Source organism: Halorubrum sp. (assembly GCF_046498025.1).
In the GTDB taxonomy this organism is placed as follows: domain Archaea; phylum Halobacteriota; class Halobacteria; order Halobacteriales; family Haloferacaceae; genus Halorubrum.
Window position 1 is genome coordinate 1 of the sequence record NZ_JAWOBM010000028.1, and the last position, 14,329, is coordinate 14,329.

The window sequence follows — 14,329 nt, forward strand, 5'->3', positions numbered from 1 at the left end:
GACGCGGACCGCGTCGCCGCGCAGGTGCCCTGTCGGTTGCATACCCGAAGGCGGGCCCGGACGGGGTAAGGGGGTTGCGGTCGGTACTCGGCCGATCACGGAGTCTCTGGTCGGGAAGCAGACATTTATAAATGAATCCGGATGTTGCCGTCGAATATTTATAAACGATCGATGGCGCTGCGACGAACGACTTCAAAGCCCCAACCGCTCGGCTATACGTCGTCACAGTCGCTGTGACAGAGAACACCTCCAAAGCCCCAGCCGCGAGGACGGCGCACGCTCGCTTCGCTCCTCAGTCGCTCGTTACACTCGCTCCTTGCGGTGCTTACGTCGCCTGCGCCGTCCTCGCGGCTGCCCCTTTGAGTCCCACCGACCGCACCGCGCCCGCACCGCAACCGCACCTCACGCCTCCCCAGCCTCGCGGCTCCCTTCGGTCGCCGCGTCCCTCGCACGCGCCCCTCACGGCCGCCTCCGGCGGCCGTTCGGCGGCGCGCGCCGACGGCACCGCGTTCGGTTATTTAAGCGCCTCGACGAGCGCCGCGCCCTCGACGTAGGGGATGCCGCGCCGGCGGGCGTACACCTCGGCGTCCGCAGGCGTCAGTGCGGCACCGGTCTCGTCGTCGAGCATCTCGCAGACCACGGCGGCGGGGGCAGCGCCGACGGCTTCCGTCATCGCGAGCCCGAGCTCGGTGTGACCGGTCCGGCCGGCGAGGCCGTCGCGGTCGCCCCGGAGCACGTGGACGTGGCCGGGCGCGCGGAACTCCGCCGCGAAGTCCTCGGGGCCGTACTCCGCGGGATCGTCGTCGACTGCGGCGGCCGCGCCCGCCAGTTCGACGATGGTCCGAGCGCGGTCCTCGTCGGTGATGCCGGTGAACGTCTCGCGGTGGTTCACGGGCAGCGAGAACGAGGAGCGGTCGTCGTAGTCGGGGTCGTCGTCGACCGCGGGGTGGTCGAGGGCGTCCGCGAGGAACGGGAGCCCGAACGCGTCGGCGACGGGGTCCCCGACCGCCACGCAGATCAGCCCGCCGGCGTCGTTGCGCATGTGCGCGACGGCCGCCTCGTCGACGGCGCCGGCCGGGTAGACGATGTCGGTCTCGCCCTCGCGGTCGGCGAAGTCGTGGACGCAGACGGGTTCGCCGGCGCGGAACGCGTCGAGCGCGCGCTCGACGGACTCACTCGCGTCGGCGGGCGTCCCGGTCTCGGCCTCGGGGGCGACCTCCGCGTCGGCGTCGACGTCGGCGCGCATCAGGCCACCTCCGTCCCGGGGGCGTCGCGCTCGGTCTCCTCGTCGTCGGGGTCGTCCGCCCGGCTCGCCGTGGTTACGCGCACTTCGACCTCGTCGCCGTCGGCGAGCGCGAGGGCGTCGCGAAGCCGGTCGGGCGCGATGAGCTCGAGCTGGTCGTCGTCGTGGTGGGTGCGGTCGGGGACGATCGCGTGGACCTCCTCGTAGCGCTCGTCGCCGGCGACGAGGGTGACTCCGTAGCACGAGGCCGCGCCGTAGGTGCGGTCCTCGTCCTCCCACGCATCGATGGGGACCGCGTCGATTCCGGCCATCTCGCCGCGGCGCCGGATGCTCTCCTCGCTCAGGTCGACGTTGAGCGTCCCCGGGAACGGCTCGTAGCCGAGCCGCGCCCGGAACTGCTCGGCGTAGCCGGGCAGGGTGATGTAGTGACGTCCCTCGCCCATCCCGCCGGTGACGGCGCCGCGGAGGACGAGTTCGATGTCGGTCTCGAACAGCCGGCGGTAGTCGGCGTACTCGGCGCGGAGGGCCGCCTCGCCCGCGTCCGTGATACGCACCCACTGACCGTCGCCGACCACGTCGCGTTCGACGTAGCCCGCGGATTCGAGCGTCTGGAGCCGCCGAGAGGCGGTCTGTGTCGAGGCGTCGAGCCGGTCCCCGAGGGCCGCACACGACACCTTCGTCTCGGTCAGGCCGCCGACGAGCCCGACGTGTTTCAGGGCCGCGATCGCGGCCGGATCGGGGTCCGTCGTCGCCGTCGCTTCTGCCATACTCCGATCTGCGCCGCCCGTACGCAAAAGTGTAACGAATATGGGATGCGTCTCAAAAACGTTAATCTGGTTTTAATTCGGCACCGACCGTTCGACACCGCTCCGTTTCAGGTGCAACTCGGTGCGACGGTTACCTAATCCCGTCGGTACCGGCGGGGCTCGTCCCGTGTCGGATACTCGCCTGCGAACCTCTCTCGTGCGGGTCGTCGAAAGGTAAGGTACAAATACGAACGGCGAGTGGTTTCGGGTGCGGGCTCGTAGATCAGCGGCAGATCGCTTCCTTCGCAAGGAAGAGGCCCGGGGTTCAAATCCCCGCGAGTCCACTCACTTTTTGAAACCGCCGAATGACTGTATTACTACCTTAGAGGGCCTCATACATCAATATTCGCATTCAGGTACTCTCCAACAAGGCCATTTGAATCCGTCTCGCGGACGGGATTGCCGCCAACATTTGATTCGGTAGCGGGGTTGCGGGCGAGCCGTGATGCGGTCTGTGCAAAGGAGCTGTATTCGGACAAGCTTCCGGTTCGAGGTTGATCGCCGGCACCCTCGCGTGGGCTCTCGTTGCGATAGAACGCCCCAGCGACGCCGAATGACGCCCGGGTCGGTTAGAACACGGTCAGGCGACTTGTGTGCGTGACACAGAGTTAGGCCGAGAATCGATCTCGAATTTTGCGATGGTCATATATGGCTGCTTGATTGTGGCCAATCATCTTTGTAAATAATAATTGACAGAACTATAATGACGGGCACAAAGATATTCACATACAATAATAAGTAATGTCTGTGTGTATGTTCTCATAAGGGCAGAAAGATGTCATTAGGGACAAATCAACAATTAGCACGCAAAGTTGCCTCAGCGATTGAAGATTGGACGCCATCAGAGGCCCACGATCATGAGTCAAAGTTCCAAAACGAATTACAGGCTCATCTTGATCACCAGCTAAACTCAAGTAACAGCATGATCGGTGCGAATGATGAAATTGTAGTCGAACGCGAACACGGTAATGTCAACGGAGATGTCGTTGTTAATGGGGAGATCGGGGTTGAGATGAAACGCGATTTCTCGAACAGTCAGGGCAAGAAATTACGCGGACAGATTGAGGAATATCAGAAAGAGTATTCTCATGTCATTGCTCTTGCCTGCGGTATTGATGATATGGATGGGTGGCGGAGATTAAAGAACGACTACGAGAATCAGGCTGGGATGGGAATGAACCCAGACGATGCGCCTGTCAGATTCATTCACAAACGAAAATCAAATTACGGAACAGGCGGCCCTACGGGTGATGATGAGCGCGCAGGCGGGAACAGTCATAATGGTTCAGAATTAGAGGAGATTGCTAACGTAATTGAAGAGGGAGTGAACGGATATCAATCGCTTACAGGCGATGGGTCTATGAACACCGGCAAAGCCGTTGTAGCCGTCGTCCAAGCCACACTCATTATCGGTGTCATCGTTGCTCTCATAGGATTCATTTTATTCAATTTTGCTCTGTGAATGGTACTCTTTTTTGGCTCTGCTGAGATGCTAAGTAAGCGATGCGGACCTGCTTATCAGGGCAAAAAACAATTTTTACAGAAGGTCGCTCTGTTAACGCCTTTGGTAAACTACTATTCCACTAAGGTCTGCTCACGGTAATATTAATGTGCATTAATGAATCACCTCTGGTAATGAGTGATACAAGAGCAGAGATCATAATAAAGGGAGAGATACACACCTCGAACGCTGATCTTGAGGAAGAACGTGAAATCCTCGTTGAAGGCGTAGATCATCTCATTCTTGAGGGGCAAGCTGATGAAGCCGAATATAGCCTTACACAGCAATGGTACGGTTGGATAATGCTCATCTTCCAATATCTATTTGCCCGCCAAATTTACCTTGACCACTCCATCCTCGGAGACCTCGCTGATGCACAAGGGGCTGAAACCGAGTACACCAGAGAAACTGACCTCGACATACTACAAAACTCCCACCTACTTGTGCAGATGTTCGCAGTCGGCCTCTTTTTTGTTATTCTGACCTACTCGCTCTACGTGGGAATAGATGGCAGAGTCTTGCAGGGTTCCGGTTGGTTGTTTGTCAGTTCACTCCTACCACTTCTCGTTCTCCGCGTCCACGAATCTCGAAGGTCAGAGGGCGGTCGAGATGAGATGATCGCTGAGCAGATCACCGAAGCAGCTCGGGAAGGTGGCCGAGTTGTCGCCGTAGTTGGTAACGAACACGCGAAGAACATCCCTGACTACCTCTCAGACGATTTACCTGAACCAGATGTCAGGCCCCCAAAGTACCCATTTTTATCAATCCCGTCGCTGAAAGAACTTCTCTATCCCGGATTCGTGTTTTTCAGCGTCCTCTATATCTTCTATACAGTCCTGTTAACCTACGTTCAAATCCTGCACACTCCGTTCACCTGACCTCAAGTTGGGCCATCCGAAAGAGGTCCTATCGTATCACGAGTCCCGACGTCATCAATAACGCGCCGACTGTGGCTGATCCGATATTGATAGTTACACCGAGATAGCTCACTCTTACGGGCATGCTCACGCTGTTTACCCGACGTTGAGACCGGACTGGTACCAAGGTAGCGAGCGAACTCAGAATCGTGTGTCGGACCGCCCTGAGCAAATTGAACGAACTCGCTGAGGCAGGGCAGATCCAAAAATAAGATGGGCGGCCGAGCGGGTGGTACGGCGGGGTGTCTGGCGATGACAAGTGACCGGCCAGAGTCGCCTCAGACGACCAAGGACACTCCGAACGGTCTTCGGGAAACGGGGAGCATGGAAGGTATTGTTTCCACGTCGGCGTGTACCACGGGGCTCACCGTTGGCCTACGAACGAGAGAAGCCGCCGGCGGTGGTGAACAGATACAAGGCGGGTTACTACACGGTCAGGTTTGGCCTTCACGTGACATAGAGTCGGCCAGAGAATTGCTGATCCGATTTCTGAAGATTTCTATAGAGACACACATCATGCTATGAGATAGCAAATATTCTCCAGACTATACCGTTGACCTAATATCGGAAACTGTCGGTGGTGTTGCCGTCTCCCGGGTCGCTAACTACGCCAAGAGACGTTTACTTTTGTGTCACGATGGTTCGTTTCACAGGGTATTCCGGCTTAGTGTCGGAGTCGCGGCGGTGGATGTGGGTTGATTCTACGGGCGGCGGTTCTATCGCGTTAGTGACTTGAGTTGGACAGAACCGGAACTGATAACGGTTTATCCTTGATTGCGGACGACTATCCTGTCCTAATTCGGTCCTCTGTAGTTCTTCTACAGTAGTATTAATGGAAAGGGGTTTATATAGGGGGTACCGGCGAGTCAGGTCATCCCGTACTGTGGCACACCATTATGTACCCCGGTAATGCGCTTTCCTTGATATATCTCAGGCTGGTAACTATCTGTACTGAAGCGATCGAACTGCGGTTTCGGAGCCACCTCGTGGGTGTCAAAGTGCTGTTTGAGTTTCTGGTAGATGCTTCGGACTTGTTTGTCGGTGATGCCGAGGCTCAGTTGAATCTTCTCGAATAGCGGATCTCTGTCTGTACAATCGGGGTACGTCTTTCGCACATCGTTTGAGTCCTCATGGACAAGGAGTGAGCAGATTCCAAACATGACGAGAGACGCATTCTTACCCCACCTGTCGAGCTGGAGGGAGTGAATATACGTCGAAGCTTTCGAGGTCTGCCACGGTAGTAGCTCAATTTGGCTCGCTACTGATCGGATGCCCCACTCGTTCAATCTGTATCGGACCAAGTCCTTGTTTTCCCATTTCTGTCCGTTGTATGCTCCCTGATTGAGTAGATCGAAGTTCTTGAACCGTTCACGGTATGTCTCTCCGGGATACCCGTCTTGTGGGTATCGGGGGACTGTTTCATCCTGCCAAGTGATGCTTGTCGCGTTGTTCGTGTCGGGCGTCGCCAGCGCAGCATATGCTTCTGAGAGTTCTTCATTCATGGTAGATAGAGGAGAAAAACCGCGCGCAGAATCGGAGATCGGGCTTTCATGGCCTTGAAACACCCCATACAACGATATTCGAATACCAGCCGCTAACCGAGAATTAGAGTTTCCTCCTCATTTGAACTAGACCACGTTCTCCGTATTATAGATACCGTGACACGAGATAGCAGATAGATCGTCCGTCGAACATGAGAGACGGTGATAACATGCAAATCTGGACTGCGATCAAATATGTGGAGTCGACGTATTATTGGCTATATCCGTTTAATCGCCAATCCAGATAGATCTGTTTCATCCACGGTCCACAGCGTCCGTCCTCATGATGACTAATCATACCCGTCAGCATTCTCACGTGCTCAACTCTCTCCGGGGGCTTACCACAGGAAGGACACAGAAATGGTGTCTCCTCCTCAATTTGGCCTCTTTCCATGGGCTCTGGCAATTCCTCACGGAGATGTTCGTTGAAATGGGAATGGCAACCGTCACAGATGTTTATCAACGACCGTTGTCTTGGGGTGATCTTATCCGCCCGAACCTTCTCTCCGTCATGGATGTCGACGTTGTATTTACAGACATTCTCAAACTTCCCCGTCCTCGATTTTCTCAAGACGTGATCCCGGAACGGTGGAGGTCGAAAGAGAATGTAATGCTTCCCAAAGTCGGGAGGCACCTCACCGATTACCTCGATAGAGTCAATCGGTCCCTCGTTGAAAACATCAGCCGAAAGGTATCCCCCCGAATCGGTGATGTGGACTTCGTCGTTGGTTGTGTTTCCCCACTCATCAAGGAGAGTGATCAAGGTCTCTCCGCCGTGTTCTCTGACTGAGTCTACCACAACCTCAACTCTACTTTCTGTGTCGAATGCCGTCCTGTGGTAGTCTATGCGGAGTATGTCTCCGTTGCTCAATTCGTTGGGATTCGGTATTGTCATAGTCTCTATTTGAATTTGATTGATATGTTTGTGCCGGTCATCAGTTCGATCAAATATCCTTCAAGAAGTCCTTCCGCCGTTCAGCCTTCTCGTCGTGCGAGCCTTTGTCGTAGTGCCGATCCAAGATAGACCCGCTCATGTTCACCCGATCGCCGGTCACGTCCTTCGGCTGCCCCGCGTTCCGTGCTGCCGTCACATAGCCCCTACGAAGCGCGTGGGGACTGACTGAGCCGGGGCACTTCGAGGCGTGGCCCCAACTGGTTGCCTGACACTCCTGCGGGTCCTCGTTGAACGGGCAGGTTCCGCCGTTGTAGAAGCACGGTGACGTGGACAGGTAGACGTGTTTGGTGATAGTCGTTCGACTCGCCCGCCCGTGTGTCGTGGCGATCAGGGGGGTTCTATCGTAATCATCGGTCACGTCCGGGCGCGTCGTTTCGATGTAGTCGGCGACCACTTCGGCGGTCTCCGGAGTGATGAAGACGTCCCGCTCGCTGTCCAGCTTCCGCTTGAGTGGCGTCCGCGTTCCGGGCCGGTGGCGGATCTCGATCGCGGGCCGTCCCTCATCGAAGTCCTCCACGTCAAGCGCACGGAGGCCGCTGATCCGCATGCCGCACTTCCAGAGAAGCAGGAAGACGACGTGTCGGGTGCTGGCATAGTCGAACTTCGAGAGCCTGTCTAAGATCGCCACGGCTTCCTCCCGCGTCACGAAGTCGTCGCACACCTCGTCGCCGGGCTTGATCTTCGTGACTTGGATCAGCTCGTGTAGTCTGGCGGGGACGGCCTGAATCGACTCGCAGAACTGGATGAAGTTCTTGACAATCCGCATGTCGTTGCGGCAGGTGATGGGCTTCACCGACCGCAGGCGGTGTTCCTCGAACCGGGCGATCGTGTCGCTGGTCACGTCGCGCATGTCGGTGGTTCCCTCGCTGTCGAGGAAGTCGAGGAACTGCCGCAGGGTGGCGTCGTAGTTGTGGATCGTCTTGTCGGTGACGTGGCTGCGCTTCTTGTTCAGGAACCGGGTCTTGGCGTCGGTCGGGGGTGTGGTCTTCAGATTCATCGCTGGTGCCAGTCACCCGTAGACGGCTTCTCCAGCCTGTCAGACCCCGGAGTTCAAATCCCCGCGAGTCCACTCGACTCACTTCGTTCGTCTCGTTCCCTCGCGTGGTCCCGTTCGCTACCGCTCACGGGACCCCCGCGAGTCCTCATTTCTGCGCCGCGAGCAATATCGCGAGCGGCGCAATTTTGTAACAAGCGGGGATTTGAACCCTGCCAGTCGCGCGCAGCGAACGGAGTGAGCGAGCACGTCTGGCTCTGGTTCAAATCCCCGCGAGTCCATCTGAGTTTTACTCGACTCCTCAGGACCGAGGAGCCGATGCTCAGCCGTTCTACTCCCGAGTCTGTGCTTCCGTATATATACCCGCGAGCGGAGCCGCTGAAAGAGTTCGTCGCGCGTACCGTTGCACCCCGGCGCCGTCGCGTTCCTGTCCGATGAGCCCGGTCGCGCTCTTCATCTGCGAGACGCTCCCGTGTCGGACCGCCTCGTCGATCGTCCGCGTCGCCGCGTTCTGGATGATGAGCCGGCCGATCTCCGTGTCCTCGATCGGCTCGTCGATCAGCCCGTTGTAGTAGTTGAGGAGCCGGAGCGTCCGCCGGTCGTCGACGAGCCCAGCGAACGATCGGACGTTCTCGCCGGGGTCCTCGCCCCGGAGCTTCGATCCCAACTCGGCCGCCGCATACGCGCCTGTCTTGCCGTTTCCCATGGTAATCGTTCCTCGCGAGTGGTTCGGATCGACGGGACGCCGCCGGCGTCGCGGGTCACTTCGCGGGCGACTGGGCGGACGTACTGCTCTCGTCTGCCGACCTCCCGTCGGCGGGCGAGGCGAGCGTGATCCGCGAAGACGGTCGATCTCACGGCGTCTATCGCGACGAGAAGGGCCGAGTCCACGCCGTCTCGGCGGGCTGTCCGCACATGAAGTGTGTGACCCGCTGGAACGACGCCGAGCGCACCTGGGACTGCCCCTGTCACGGCTCGCGGTTCACCTACGAGGGCGAGGTCGTCTCCGGGCCCGCCCTGGACGACCCGCCCAAGCGCTGACGGAAGGCCGACTGACCGCTCTGTCGACCCTTTCTGTTGGAAGCCGTTATATACTCTGGGCGAATCGCCTCAGTTATGAGCGTCTCCGAGATACTCGAGGGAACGAACCTCTCGCATCGCCAGATGGGCGCGATCATGATCGGGTGGCTGGTGCTGGTCACCCTCGTCTCCGCCGGGCTGTTGTTGTACACGTCGATCAACTTCGCGTAGCCGGCGCGACGAGGTCCGCGAACACAACTCTCTTTTGACCCGTCGTCGTCGGTCGCCGATATGGTCCACGACAGCGATGCGCATGACCGCGGTGAATCGGCGACGACGGACAGCCACGGGGGGACAGGCGGTGACGCCGCGACTGACGATGGCGGTGACGCCGCGACTGACGATGGCGGTGACGCCGCGACAGGCGGCGGTTCCGTGGCCGACACCGCGACCGATAACGGTTCAGAGGTCGTCGCGACGACCGACGGAGGCACGGACCGCCGGCTCGTCGGCGGCTGGGAGGGACGCTACTACGAGGACTTCGACGTCGGCGACGTGTACAAACACCCGTACGGCCGGACGGTGACGGAGACGGACAACGTCTGGTTCACCAACCTCACATTGAACTGCAATCCGATGCACTTCAACGAGGCGTACGCGGCCGAGACGGAGTTCGGCGAGCGCCTCGTCGACGGCACCTTCGTCATCGCCTTGGCGGTCGGGATGAGCGTCGTCGACGTGAGCGCCAACGCCACCGCGAACCTCGGCTACGACGAGGTCCGCCACCACGCCCCCCTCTTCCACGGCGACACGCTGTTCGCGGAGTCCGAGGTGCTCGAGAAGCGCGAGTCCTCTTCCCGCGATCACGTCGGGATCGTCACTACCGAGCTGCGCGCGTACAACCAGAACGACGAGCTCGTGCTCTCCTTAGAGCGCACGCCGATGGTGTTGAAGCGGTCGCACGCCGAGCCGAGCCCCGCGCAACCGACGGGCTGGCCGGAGGGGATCGGCACGCAGCCGGCGGACTTGGAGTGACGCCGCCGGCCGGCACTCGCGGCAACCCCGACAGCAACCACCGAAGCTATCCTCCGCCGCGGGGAACGGTCGCCCGATGGACCGCGCCGAGCGACGGATCGTGGCGTTCACCGCCGGCTCGCACGGACTCGTCCACACCTACGAGCTCTCGATCCCGATCCTGTTGACGGTGTGGATCGGGGAGTTCTCGACGACCGCGGCCACGCTCGGGCTCGTCTCCACCGTCGGCTACGGGCTGTTCGGGGTCGGCGCGCTCCCCGGCGGCATCCTCGTCGACCGGTTCGGCTCCAAGCCACTCATCCTCGCGTGTCTCGGCGGGATGGCGGCGTCGTTCCTCCTCGTGAGCGTCGCTCCCACACTCCCCGCGCTCGCGCTCGCCATCGCCGCGTGGGGCGTCACCGCGAGCGTCTACCACCCCGCCGGGCTGTCGCTGCTCTCCAAGTCGGTGGAGCGCCGCGGGACCGCGCTCGGCTACCACGGGATCGGCGGAAACCTCGGTATCGCGCTCGGTCCGCTCGCCACCGCGCTGCTCCTGTTAGCGTTCGACTGGCGGATCGTCGCGGCCGCGCTCACGGTTCCCGCCGTCGTCGTCGCCGCCTACGGCGTCACCGTCGACGTCGACGCGGCGCTGCCCGACCCCGCGGCCGCCGACGGCGGGGCGGGGACTGACGCCGCCGGAAGCGACGGCGACGGCGCCAAGGGCGAGGTCTCCCCGTCGACGATCGTCGACGACACGCGGGTCCTGCTCGCCGGCGGGTTCCTGATCGTGTTCGCGTTCGTCACGCTCAGCGGGCTCTACTACCGGACGTTCCTCACGTTCCTGCCGGACCTCCTCGGGGACGCCCTCGACGGGCTGATCGACGTCCACCTCGTCGACCCCGAGAGTCCGTACGCCCAGGAGTTCGACCTCGCGCGGTACGTGTACGTCGCGGTCCTCACGGTCGGCGTCCTCGGCCAGTACCTCGGCGGACGGATCGCCGACCGGATGCCGCCGGAGCGGGGGCTGATGGTTCTCATGACCGTGCTGGCCGGGCTCGCGCTCCTCTTCGTCCCCGCCGGTGCGACCACCGCGTCGTTCCTCGCGGTCTCGCTCGCGCTCGGGGTCGCGCTGTTCACGGTCCAGCCGCTCTCGCAGGCGACGGTCGCGGCCTACTCGCCGAGCGAGGCGCGCGGCATCTCGTTCGGCTACACGTACCTCGGCATCTTCGGCGTCGGGGCGCTCGGCGCCGCGCTCGCGGGCTGGGTCCTCACGCTCGCCGGACCGCGGGAACTGTTCTTCGTCCTCGCGGGCATCGCTGCGCTCGGGGCGCTCTCGGCGACCGCGATCGCTCGGTTCGCGACCCGGCGGGACTGACGACGCGGGTCTCGCGCCCCGGTCACTCCTCGGATCGGTGATCGTCCTCGCCGTAGTCGCCTTCGCCGTAGTCGTCTTCGCCGTACTCCTCCTCGTCCCTATCATCGCCTTCGTCACCCTCGTCTGCCTCTTCGCCGACCTCGATCCGGACCGGTCCCTCGTCTCCGGGACCGTCGTCGGTCGCGTAGTCGTCGAGCGTCGTCTCGTGGGGATCGCCGCCTTTCTCCTCCAGTTCGCTCAGCGCGTAGCCGACGGCGTAGCCGGTCGATCCGCCGACGAAGGCGCCGATTCCGGCTCCGATCGGGCCACCGCGAGCGCCGAGCACCGCTCCGGTGAACCCGCCGAGCGTCGCGGCTCGCTCCGCGTCCCGCTCGGCCCGCGTGCGGTCTCGGTCGGCTCTCCGATCGACCGCGTGACGCTCTTCGTGGTCGTGATGGGTCATACCGACGACTAGGGACTCCGGCGGTCTATACGCTTCGGCGGCCTACACGCTTCGGCAGTCCGTACGCTCGGGCCCTCGACGACGTCGGAGACGCCCTCTCGCGAGCGTCGACGGGTCAGACGGTGTGTTTCGCCTCTTCCGTGTCGTCGACGACCTCGATCCCGCGGTTGTTCACCGCGTGGGGGTCGAGCCCCTGCTCCTGGAGGAACTGCTTATATATGCGCTCGACCGTTTCGCCGTCTTTCTGCCGGTCGCTGGCGTGGTCGCACAGCTCCACGAGGTTCTCCGGCACGTCGTTCTCGTGGACGATCCAGTGGTTGATCGTGTCCGAGAGCCGGCGGATGGGCGAGGTGAAGTGCCCGTAGATGTCGAAGTTGAGGGCGTGGTGGCCGCCGAACGGGTCGTTCATGTACTTCGCGCGGGGCATCACCTTCAGCACGGCGCGCTGGATCTTGTTGAGCTGCCGGCCGGGCGACTCCTCGAGGGCGGCGTTGACGGCCTTCCGCGGGTCGTCGCCCCACGCGCTGCCGGGAATGGAGACGCCGTCGAGATCCTGTATCTCTTGGAGCGCCTTGCTCCACTGATCCGGCGTCGGCTGGGGGTGGACCCGGTACATCGCCTCGACGCCGCGGTCCCACATCAGCGTGTGCGTCACCGCCTTGTTCGCCTTCAGCATCGACTCCTCGATGATGGTGTGCGCGCGGTCTCGCCGGGGATTGAGGACGAGCGAGCCGTCCTCCTTGCGCTGCTCGTGCATTCGGTCGGCGAGCTCGAAGGCGAGCCGGTTCTCCTCGCCGAGGGGGAGCGAGGGGTCCTCCAGCCGCTCCTCGCACTGCTTGTAGGTGAGCCGCTCGTCGGAGTTGATGACGGACTTGTAGATGTCGATGTCCTCGAACGAGAGCGTCTCGTCGTCGATCTCCATCTCGACGGTGTGCGCGAGCCGGTCCTCGTTGGGGACGAGCGAGCAGACGGTCTCGGCAAGCACCGGCGGGAGCATGTGGATCGTGTAGTCGGGCAGGTAGACGGTGTTCGACCGCTTCACCGCCTCCTCCCACATCGCGGTGTCCGGGGTGACGTAGTGGGTGACGTCGGCGATGTGGACCCACAGCCGGTAGGCGCCCTCCTCGCGCTCGATGGAGATGGCGTCGTCGAAGTCCTGCGCGTCGATCGGGTCGGTGGTCCACGTCGTGAGGTCGCGGAGGTCCTCGCGCTCGTCGATCTCGGCGTCGATCTCGTCGTACACGTCCTCGGTCCGGGTCTCGGCCTCGCGGAGGACCTCGTTCGGGAACTCGTCGGGGATCTCGAACTCCTCGAACAGCTCCGTCCGCTTCTCGGCGAGTCGGTCCGCCAACTCCGCCGTGATCGTCACGGGGCCTTGGTCCTCGGCGGACCCGGGTTTCGGCTCGTCGTCTGACATACCGGGACCAACGCGTGTCCGTTAGAAAGGCCTGTCGGGCGGGGAGGCGGAGCCGTCCGGAACGACGGCGCGGGGTACGGCTACCGGTCGCGGTCGGACCGCTCTCGGTCGCGGTCCGATCGCCTGCGGGACTCGGTCGCGTCGGCGTCGTCGCGGTCGTCGGGCCCGACCGCGTCGGCGTACCGACCGAGGAACTCCTCGCGCGAGAGGCCGTCGGCCTCGATGGAGCAGATCAGTGCTTCGAGCCCGTCGCGGGGCTGATGACAGAGATTGTCGTCGCACTCTGTACAGAGGTACTCGAACTCCTTGTCGCGCCGGTCCCAGCGGTCCCCCTCCTTGTCGTACTCGCGCGCGTCCTCGCGCAACAGCGAGTCCCCACACGCGATGCAGGTCACCGTCCGCCGATCCCGGTTCTTCCGGGAGCGCCACATGGTCGCCACGTCGGCCCCAGCCCACTTAGCGTTTGGTACGACGTCGCGCGTCGTCGCGACCGTGACCTCGAGCGCGTCGTCGCGACCGTGGCCCCGAGCGCGTCGTCGCCGGGACCGGGCCGATACGGGGAACCGCCCGAGCGACGCGCCCGAGGTGTACACCTATTACCGAGGCCGCGTTCATCCCGATATGACGATCCGCGAATCCGACCTCCCGGGCGTCGGGAAGAAGTTCGAGATCGAACTCGACGACGGCGAGATGGTCGTCGTCATCCACAACACGGGGAAACGCGAGGTGTTCCGCCGTGCCGACTCGAACGCCGACGCGAAGCGGGTGTTCGAGTTCTCGGACGACCTCGCCCGAACGATCGGCTCGATCATCGAGGGCGCGTACTTCCAGCCGGTCGAACCCGACACGCAGGAGACGACCCTGCCCGGCGGGATCCTCTTGGAGTGGTACGAGCTCCACCCGGGGTCGCCGCTCATCGGCGAGACGTTAGAGAGCGCGGACATCGGCAACCAGACCGGGTTCGTCGTGGTCGCGATCCAGCGCGGCGACGAGGTCGTCGAGAGCCCGACCGCCGACACAACGCTCCGCGAGGGCGACACCGTCATCGGGGTCGGCACGCCCGAGGACTGCGCGGCGTTCGAGGAGCTCCTCACCGGATGAGCG

Annotated in this window: 16 protein-coding genes and 1 tRNA gene; 8 read left to right on the plus strand and 9 right to left on the minus strand. The window is 62.0% G+C overall.

The features are described from left to right. Positions 1–514 precede the first annotated feature (514 nt). A complete protein-coding gene (gene ribB, locus R6U01_RS06395; protein ID WP_410285631.1) occupies positions 515–1,246 on the minus strand; it encodes a 3,4-dihydroxy-2-butanone-4-phosphate synthase in 732 nt (243 codons plus the stop codon). Beyond that, the gene (locus R6U01_RS06400; protein ID WP_410285632.1) at positions 1,246–2,010 is read right to left on the minus strand and encodes a DUF120 domain-containing protein; all 765 of its coding nucleotides are present in this window, start codon (positions 2,008–2,010) and stop codon (positions 1,246–1,248) included. The genes ribB and R6U01_RS06400 overlap by 1 nt, the downstream gene beginning before the upstream one ends. A gap of 251 nt (positions 2,011–2,261) precedes the next feature. Between R6U01_RS06400 and R6U01_RS06405 the strand changes: the two genes are divergently transcribed. The 3 genes from R6U01_RS06405 to R6U01_RS06415 all read left to right on the plus strand — a co-directional run bounded on the left by R6U01_RS06405 (position 2,262) and on the right by R6U01_RS06415 (position 4,428). Further along, positions 2,262–2,333: transfer RNA gene (locus R6U01_RS06405), tRNA-Ala, on the plus strand. Positions 2,334–2,824: 491 nt separating this feature from the next. Continuing rightward, positions 2,825–3,511: a hypothetical protein gene (locus R6U01_RS06410; RefSeq protein WP_410285633.1), complete on the plus strand. Its 687-nt coding sequence runs from the start codon at positions 2,825–2,827 to the stop codon at positions 3,509–3,511. Between the two features lie 173 nt (positions 3,512–3,684). Further along, a complete protein-coding gene (locus tag R6U01_RS06415; RefSeq protein WP_410285634.1) occupies positions 3,685–4,428 on the plus strand; it encodes a hypothetical protein in 744 nt (247 codons plus the stop codon). A 905-nt stretch (positions 4,429–5,333) separates the two neighbouring features. Here the strand turns inward: R6U01_RS06415 and R6U01_RS06420 are convergent. The 4 genes from R6U01_RS06420 to R6U01_RS06435 form a co-directional block, all read right to left on the minus strand. After that, positions 5,334–5,969, minus strand: a complete 636-nt coding sequence (locus R6U01_RS06420; RefSeq protein WP_410285635.1) for a hypothetical protein — start codon at positions 5,967–5,969, stop codon at positions 5,334–5,336. 250 nt (positions 5,970–6,219) lie between these two features. Further along, positions 6,220–6,903 carry a hypothetical protein gene (locus R6U01_RS06425; protein WP_410285636.1) on the minus strand — a complete coding sequence of 228 codons (684 nt, stop codon included), beginning with the start codon at positions 6,901–6,903 and terminating at the stop codon, positions 6,220–6,222. Between the two features lie 49 nt (positions 6,904–6,952). After that, positions 6,953–7,960, minus strand: a complete 1,008-nt coding sequence (locus R6U01_RS06430; protein WP_410285637.1) for a tyrosine-type recombinase/integrase — start codon at positions 7,958–7,960, stop codon at positions 6,953–6,955. Positions 7,961–8,288: 328 nt separating this feature from the next. Continuing rightward, the gene (locus R6U01_RS06435) at positions 8,289–8,663 is read right to left on the minus strand and encodes a hypothetical protein (protein WP_410285638.1); all 375 of its coding nucleotides are present in this window, start codon (positions 8,661–8,663) and stop codon (positions 8,289–8,291) included. 83 nt (positions 8,664–8,746) lie between these two features. Between R6U01_RS06435 and R6U01_RS06440 the strand changes: the two genes are divergently transcribed. From R6U01_RS06440 to R6U01_RS06455, 4 genes are all read left to right on the plus strand, one after another. Then, positions 8,747–8,998 (plus strand): Rieske 2Fe-2S domain-containing protein, encoded by a 252-nt coding sequence (locus tag R6U01_RS06440; protein ID WP_410285673.1) that lies wholly within the window; start codon positions 8,747–8,749, stop codon positions 8,996–8,998. Between the two features lie 75 nt (positions 8,999–9,073). Next, entirely contained in the window at positions 9,074–9,208 is a 135-nt protein-coding gene (locus R6U01_RS06445; RefSeq protein WP_410285639.1) for a hypothetical protein, read from the plus strand. A 60-nt stretch (positions 9,209–9,268) separates the two neighbouring features. Next, positions 9,269–10,012, plus strand: coding sequence for a MaoC family dehydratase (locus R6U01_RS06450; RefSeq protein WP_410285640.1), 744 nt, complete (start codon positions 9,269–9,271; stop codon positions 10,010–10,012). A 76-nt stretch (positions 10,013–10,088) separates the two neighbouring features. Next, on the plus strand, positions 10,089–11,366 hold the full coding sequence (locus tag R6U01_RS06455) for an MFS transporter (protein ID WP_410285641.1): 1,278 nt from the start codon (positions 10,089–10,091) through the stop codon (positions 11,364–11,366). A 22-nt stretch (positions 11,367–11,388) separates the two neighbouring features. Here R6U01_RS06455 and R6U01_RS06460 read toward each other — a convergent pair whose 3' ends face one another. The 3 genes from R6U01_RS06460 to R6U01_RS06470 all read right to left on the minus strand — a co-directional run bounded on the left by R6U01_RS06460 (position 11,389) and on the right by R6U01_RS06470 (position 13,656). Further along, positions 11,389–11,808 carry a hypothetical protein gene (locus R6U01_RS06460; protein ID WP_410285642.1) on the minus strand — a complete coding sequence of 140 codons (420 nt, stop codon included), beginning with the start codon at positions 11,806–11,808 and terminating at the stop codon, positions 11,389–11,391. Between the two features lie 115 nt (positions 11,809–11,923). Next, complete coding sequence (locus R6U01_RS06465) at positions 11,924–13,225, minus strand: RNB domain-containing ribonuclease (RefSeq protein ID WP_410285643.1); 1,302 nt, start codon at positions 13,223–13,225, stop codon at positions 11,924–11,926. Between the two features lie 80 nt (positions 13,226–13,305). Beyond that, positions 13,306–13,656: a hypothetical protein gene (locus R6U01_RS06470; RefSeq protein ID WP_410285644.1), complete on the minus strand. Its 351-nt coding sequence runs from the start codon at positions 13,654–13,656 to the stop codon at positions 13,306–13,308. Between the two features lie 190 nt (positions 13,657–13,846). Here R6U01_RS06470 and R6U01_RS06475 point away from each other — a divergent pair, with 190 nt between their 5' ends. Further along, positions 13,847–14,326, plus strand: coding sequence for a cation:proton antiporter regulatory subunit (locus R6U01_RS06475; RefSeq protein ID WP_410285645.1), 480 nt, complete (start codon positions 13,847–13,849; stop codon positions 14,324–14,326). Positions 14,327–14,329: the final 3 nt, after the last annotated feature.